8 protein-coding genes are annotated in these 6,319 nt (G+C 70.2%); 1 reads left to right on the top strand and 7 read right to left on the bottom strand.

Annotation, left to right across the window (positions count from 1 at the left end; genetic code table 11):
- The first annotated feature begins 266 nt into the window (after positions 1–266).
- Positions 267–464, top strand: a complete 198-nt coding sequence (locus C1J00_RS36240) for a hypothetical protein (protein WP_102913178.1) — start codon at positions 267–269, stop codon at positions 462–464.
- Here C1J00_RS36240 and C1J00_RS36245 read toward each other — a convergent pair whose 3' ends face one another.
- The 7 genes from C1J00_RS36245 to C1J00_RS36275 all read right to left on the bottom strand — a co-directional run.
- A complete protein-coding gene (locus C1J00_RS36245) occupies positions 465–1,604 on the bottom strand; it encodes a phage minor capsid protein (protein WP_102913179.1) in 1,140 nt (379 codons plus the stop codon). It abuts the gene before it with no gap.
- A gap of 3 nt (positions 1,605–1,607) precedes the next feature.
- Complete coding sequence (locus C1J00_RS36250; RefSeq protein ID WP_102913180.1) at positions 1,608–3,161, bottom strand: phage portal protein; 1,554 nt, start codon at positions 3,159–3,161, stop codon at positions 1,608–1,610.
- Positions 3,148–3,384, bottom strand: a complete 237-nt coding sequence (locus C1J00_RS36255) for a hypothetical protein (protein WP_102913181.1) — start codon at positions 3,382–3,384, stop codon at positions 3,148–3,150. The genes C1J00_RS36250 and C1J00_RS36255 overlap by 14 nt, the downstream gene beginning before the upstream one ends.
- Positions 3,384–4,661 carry a PBSX family phage terminase large subunit gene (locus tag C1J00_RS36260; protein ID WP_102913182.1) on the bottom strand — a complete coding sequence of 426 codons (1,278 nt, stop codon included), beginning with the start codon at positions 4,659–4,661 and terminating at the stop codon, positions 3,384–3,386. The genes C1J00_RS36255 and C1J00_RS36260 overlap by 1 nt, the downstream gene beginning before the upstream one ends.
- Entirely contained in the window at positions 4,648–5,178 is a 531-nt protein-coding gene (locus tag C1J00_RS36265) for a helix-turn-helix domain-containing protein (RefSeq protein ID WP_102913183.1), read from the bottom strand. Before C1J00_RS36265 ends, C1J00_RS36260 begins: the two co-directional genes overlap by 14 nt.
- A gap of 66 nt (positions 5,179–5,244) precedes the next feature.
- Positions 5,245–5,712 (bottom strand): DUF4429 domain-containing protein, encoded by a 468-nt coding sequence (locus tag C1J00_RS36270; RefSeq protein ID WP_102913184.1) that lies wholly within the window; start codon positions 5,710–5,712, stop codon positions 5,245–5,247.
- 310 nt (positions 5,713–6,022) lie between these two features.
- Positions 6,023–6,319: hypothetical protein (locus tag C1J00_RS36275; protein ID WP_219728395.1), on the bottom strand; the 297-nt coding region annotated here is incomplete at its 5' end.

Here is a 6,319-nt window from a genome sequence, read left to right on the forward strand (position 1 = left end):
CAGGGGTGGGGTTACCGGCGGGTGCCGGCGGGGTTCCACCGGATCCGCCTTCGCCCTCGCCGTTGCCACCCGCGATGGCGTAGATGGGCGAGCCGTTGCGGCGCCTGCCGAGGACGGTTCCCGCTGCGTGGGTTGCCAGCGGGTGCTTGAAAGGGTGCTGCATGGTGATCTCCCGTGCGGGATCGTCCGGCGGTCGCCGTGCGGCGGGTGCCGGGAAGCATGAAGGGCCTGTAGCGGGGCCACTCACTCCGTCGTACCTTCGAGCTATGTCTGTTTCGATCTCTTTGGTGACGAAGGTCAGCAGCAAATTCGAGGACAACGAACAGGAGGGCCGCTTCTCCTACCTCATCCACCCCAGCGGCGCGCTCTGCGTGATGGTCAGCAAGGGCAGTGAACAGGCGAAGATCCATAAGGCGTACGGACCAGCTGCCTGGCTGAGCGCAGAGGGCGAAAGTAGTCAGTAGTCAGCGGGCGGTACCGATCTGCTCGCGCTGAGGCTTGCGGCGCAGGTCCGGGTGCGCGGCCACGTGCTCGCGTGCCGCCTTCTGCCACTTGCGGACGTACGCGCCCGCCCGCCGACGCTGGGCGTCGTCCATGGCGGCGACCTGGCGGCGCTTCCACGCCCGGATGGTCCGCTCGATCGCCCGCTGCCGCTGCGTGTCCTCGTACGTCGTGCCCGGCGTCGGATGATGCGGCGGCCTCGTGGTCACACCCGGCAGGTACGCGCTCAAGCTGTGCCGGCAGTTCGGGTGGAACAGCCCAGCGGCCCGGGCCTCGATCAGCGATCCGGCGACGTGCACGACCACGGTGCGGGTGGGCGCGAACAGCCGCTCGGGCTGGACTGCGTGGTCCACGCGCAGCGACTGCGGGCCGGGCGGACCGGACAGGGTGAGAACCTCGCCCTCCCACGGTGCGCACAGCTCGCACTCCAGCGGCGCATCGCTCACGATGACCAGGCCCACGCCGATCTCAGCCAGGGCGTCGATGTGCCCCTCGACCGCCGCGCGGGCGGTCACGCTGCGCACGGCCATCTCGGCATACGCGGCCAGCTCCCAGTTCCGGCCGGACCGGTCGGTGAAGCCCGTGACGCCGCGGCGCGCGAACTTGTCCAAGGCCCGCTGTGATGCCTGGCGGCGGGTCTCGATACCAAGCAGCGGCCCGGCCGCCACCCGCGAGACGACGCCCCGGAACACGTCCAGTACGGCCCGGGTGATCCGGGCGTACAGGGGGCGGGTGTCGCTGACGTAGGAGGCGGCGAGCCGATCGACGGCCGGGGCGTTCGGCAGGACCCGGCGCGCCTGCAACTCGCGGCCGATGTCCAGCGCGCCGAGTTCGGCGACGGCGGCCTGGCGCCCGCGGCCGTACGCGGTCGCGAGCGCCTGCGCGACGGCCCCGTTCGCGTCGGTTTGGAGGGCGTCCGTGATCTCCTCCACGGCCTGGCGCAGGTCGCCGATGGAGCGGAGCTTGATCTCCGCCCACAGCGGCGACTCGATCCCCTCGGCGAGGGCCTTGCGGAGCCGGTCGATGATGGCCAGCTCGGCGTCCTCGTACAGGCGGGTGATCGCTGCGGCGAGGTCTTCGGCCATCGCGGGAGACACCGTCATCGGCTACTCCCCTTCCGGTGCGCCCCCAGGAGCGGGGAAGCCTTCGCCACCGGTCAGCGCCGGATCGGCCATTGCGGACTCTTCCGCGATGCGCGCGACCTCGGCCTTGACCCACGTGTCGCCCTTGCCAGGGTTGACCAGGCGCACGAGCGTCTCTCGGGACGCGGCCCTGGCCCGCTCCAGCAGCTCCGCCGTGGTCGCCAGTTCCCCGAGCCCCTCACTGATGGAGTCCTGGAACTCGACCTCCGGCGGCTCCACATCCAGGCCGCGGACCCCGAACAGCGGCCCGGCCTCCACCGCCAGCTGCGCGGCGAGCGCATCAGCGATCGCGGGCTGCCAGTACAAGGCCTTCCGCGCGCGGGTGATCAGCGACCGGCGTTCCCGGGCCTTGATCTCCGTCGCGGTCACCGCCTGGCCCTCACCGTGCTCCCCGAACGTCGAGGCCGAGTAGCCGGCCTGCCGGGCGGCCTCGGCGACGAGCGCGGAGCAGGTGTCCATGTGCTGCTGCACGCGGATCTCGAACTGGACGACCTCCAGCGGGTTGGGGTCGCCGGGACGCTGGAGCATGTTGAGGCCGGAGTAGACCCGCCGTTCCTCGTTCCAGGCCGCGCCCTGCCCGGGGCCGAGGGAGTCGAGCATCGAGTTCGGGACGACGATGCGGCCCTTGCCGTTGATGATGTCCCGCATCCAGCTGGACCACGTCTCGTCCAGGGCGTCCATGATGGGCTCGATGCCCTGGAAGTCGGACTGACCCCAGTAGGCGGCGGCCGGGATGTTCCTCCAAGCCCGTGCGGGGCGGACGTTGGGGGCGTACGAGGCGGTCAGGTGCTTCGGGGCGCCCGTCTCGATCCAGTCCTCTTGCGTGATCTCCTGGGCGATCGGCTCGGTGGACGGGTGGTCTTGGAGGGCTGCGCGGCGGCCGAGCATGCCCGGGGTGCCGACATACAGGGCGTGGAGGATCCGGCCGCGCTCGTGGCGCTCCAGGTGCCTCCACACCGTGTTCCCGTCGACCTCCACCACCCGCCAGAACGTGGCCGCGCGCAGCCGCCCGTGCGCGAAGTCCGGCACCGCCTGGTCGGCCGGCACTGCCGTCAGCCACGGCCGGTCCGAGATCTCCTCGTCCCAGACGAGCCGCAGGTACGCGCCGCCCAGGGCCGCGCACACCTCGCCACCCTCCAGCAGCGTGGGGTGCAGCTGCTCCGACAGCTTCTCCAGCCGCTTCTTCGTGGCGTCGTTGGAGCCGGACAGGGTCGGGGGCTCGGAGAACAGCAGCATCGAGCTGGTGCGCGCGATGTCCCCGGCGAGGGGGATGTGGAGCTTCTCGCGCTTCTGGCCGTCCTCGGTGGGCTGGCCCCAGAACCAGCGGGCGATGCTGCCGATGACGCCCCCGCGGTACTGCGAGGGCCGGTTCTCGGGGAGTTCGCGGATGCCGCGGTTGAGGTAGCGATCGCCGAGCCGGTCCGGGTCGGAGGAGTACCAGGCGTCCCAGTCGGCGAGCGCGGTCTGGACGGTGGGGTCGGTGGGCGGCCACGCGATGTCCCGGTCAGGGAGCGGCATCCTGGGCCTCCTCGTCGTCCTCGTCCAGGTCCGCCCGCTCCAGGCTGTCGGCTGCCTCACGCAGCGCCTCGGCGAGCGCGGGCCGGAAGTCCTCGACCTGCCCCCTGCGGACTTCGAGGGTCAGAGATCCGACGGTGCTGAGTACGCCCCCGACGCCGATGGTGATGGGGAGTTCGATCTCCGTGTTGATGGCCGATGTCGGGACTTCCACGCGCATGGCCATCAGGCCGCCACCTCCAGGAGCGTCGGGATGTGCGGCCGCCACAGGGCCTCAGTCGTACGGACGCCGTACCGGAGCGCGTCACAGGAGTGGTCGTCGACCTTGATGGGCTTGTCCTCACCCTTCTCCGCCGCCTCGTCATCCCAGGAGTAGCCGGGGAGTTCCTCGATCAGGCCGACGGCCGAGGGGTGGATGCGCAGCCGGTCAGCCGCGAGCAGGGAGCCGACAGTGCGGATGCCGTCCAGCACGGTGTTCTCCGCCGGGGTCACACCCGAGACACCGTCGCGGTGCAGCTGCTCGATGTACGAGGCGGCCGACGGGTCGACAACCGTCCACTCCGGGCGCACACCGAGCACGTTGGTCTGCGGCTGCGCCACGGAGGCGAGCCAGCGCCGGCGGGCCGCGGAGTACTCGGCGTCGGTCTTCTTCCGGCGCTCCGTGCGGGAGTCCCACCGGTACTCCGAGACGACGTACAGCCGCTGATCTGCGCCGAGCCCGATGAGCAGGTCGGAGTAGGGGTTGGTCGTGCCGTAGTCGATCGCATCGCACAGCCACCGCTGAATGTGCGGGATGTCGGAGACGACGTGCCGCTGCTCGTCGAAGGCCTCGTAGATGGCGCCCTCGGCCTGGACCCAGTGCCCGAGGATGTTCCGCCGGTAGAACAGGCCCACGTACGTCGACTTGAGCGAGGCGACGTACTCCGGGTCCAAGTAGGGGTTGTCGTCGAGGGTGAAGTGCCACGAACGGAGCCGGGTTTCGGCCGGCCGCTTCAGGTAGTCCTTGCGGAACCAGTGGGCCGGGTTGTCCGGGTTGGTCGTCGTGAAGATCTTCGCGCCCTTGACGGAGCAGCGCGCGACGAGCTGGTCGAAGAACGTCTTGGGCAGCGTCGTCGCCTCGTCGACGTACGCCCCGGCGCAGGTCATGCCGCGCACTTTGGGCTCGGCCTTGGCGTCGTTGGCGCCCATCATGTGCACGACGCGGCCCATGATGATCGCGACCGGCGCGCCGTTGTTGTAGCTGATCTGCTTCGTGAGCGGCCCGAAGATCTCAGGGTTGGTCAGCGGGGCGATGACGTTCCGGTACAGCGAGTCCCGGGTGCGGCCGACCATGACCAGCTCGCCGCCGGTCGGCGCGGACGCCACGAACGCCAGCCAGGCGAGCAGCGACGCGATCGTCTTGCCCGACCGAACCGAGCCCTCCCACGCGTTGATCCGGGCCTCGGCCTCCACGATCGAGACGACCTGCTTACGAGACAGCGGCAGCGCGTCAAGGAGACTCACCCTCCGCCTCCTCGCCGCCGGCCTCCTCGTATGCCGCCTTGAGGCCGCGCATGAGCTGGCCGAGCATCGAGCGGGCGTCCTCGGCTCCGGCGTCGTCGGAGGGCGGGACGAGCTTGAGGGACTTCTCCAGGGCGATCCCGGCCGCCGTCATCAAGGCCTTCTTGTCGGCGGCCGGCGGCTCCTCGACCTCGCGGGAGGCGAAGGTGTTGTCCTTGCCGCCGAAGTTGAAGACCTTCGCGGGCTCCCACATGGACTGGGTGAGCTTGAGCGCGTCGAGGTGGAGGTCGAGGGCGGTGTCGGCGCGCAGGGCGGCGAGCTGGGCGATGCGGGCGCGGGTGGCGTCCTCGGTCATCGACGTGTCGAAGGTGAGGCCGAGTTCGGCGGCGATGACGGAGACGGTGCGCTGGGCGCGGCCGATCTCGCGGGCGATGGCGTTGCGGCCCATACCGAGGGCGTGCAGCTCGGCGATGCGCTGGTAGTCCTCGTCGGTGATTGGCCGGTTGTACTGGTTCGGCATGGTCACCTCCGGACATGGCGAAGGCCCGACCGCACGGGGTGGCGGCCGGGCCAGTCTGCGGGGCGGCTACTGCCCGAGGAGCCGCGCCTTCTGCTCCTCGAACTCCTCTGGGCTGAGGACACCTTGGTCGCGGAGCTGCACCAGCTTGCCCAGCTCGTCAGCGAGCGAGGTCGGCGCGGCGGCGGCCGGGGCCTGCGGGGCGTGCTGCGCGGCGATCGCCTGCTCCAGGGCCGCACGGAGCTTCTCGAAGTCGGGCGCCTGCTTCTTGGTGAAGATGACGCTGTTCTCGTCCTTGGTGGCGTCGAGGGTGCGCGAGCCCTTCGCGGCCTGCCGGTCGGCGCCGCCGATGGACAGCTGGATGAATCCGTTGGTCATCATGCCCGGGGGCTTCCACTGCACGGCGCTGATCGAGGTGATGTGCAGCTTCTTCTCGCCGCGGCCGTGGGTGGCGCGCCCGAGGAAGCCTTCGCGGGTGATGGTGACGTACTGGCCGTCGAAGGCGATCTGTCCGCCTTGGCCCTTTGCCTGGATCATGCGATCCCCCCTGGTGTGCTGCTGGTTGGGGAATCGTGGCATGGGCCGTGGGGCTTTGGGGGGTGTTGTGCCTGTCCTGTGACGGAAGGGGGCCGCGCAGGGCGTGCGCCAGCAGCAACCCGAGTCGTGTGAGCGATCGGAGGGTTGGCCCTGCGCGGAGTCTGTGGGTACGACGAAGGCCCACCCTCTTCGCCTAGGCGCGTGACTGCCTCGCGGGCACGTGAAGGGCGGGCCGTTCGTGTCCGGGCACGCCGGACGTGGGGCCAGAATGCGGCATGACCGCGCGGAATGCAACTACAGGCGTAGTCGCTCAGCAGGCCGCGGCTTTCTCCAGCTTCTCCAACTCCTCCTCGACGACTTCAGCCTGCTTCGCCTCGCGCTTGGCCTTCTCGTAGGCCTTCTTGTGCCACGGGAACGGCTTGTTCGTCCGCTTGTCGAACCAAATCCACTCGGTCCCTACTGCGCGCATATCCCCGTGCTCGGCTTCAGCCGTGGCACGCATGTCCGGGGTCACGTCTTCCGGATCCATCCCCGGCTCGTAGTCGGGCACGTCCACATCGCCCAGTCCGCCCCCGCCGCTGCTCGTCGAGGTGCCACCGCTGGAGCC

Source organism: Streptomyces cahuitamycinicus, assembly GCF_002891435.1.
Taxonomy (GTDB): Bacteria; Actinomycetota; Actinomycetes; order Streptomycetales; family Streptomycetaceae; genus Streptomyces; species Streptomyces cahuitamycinicus.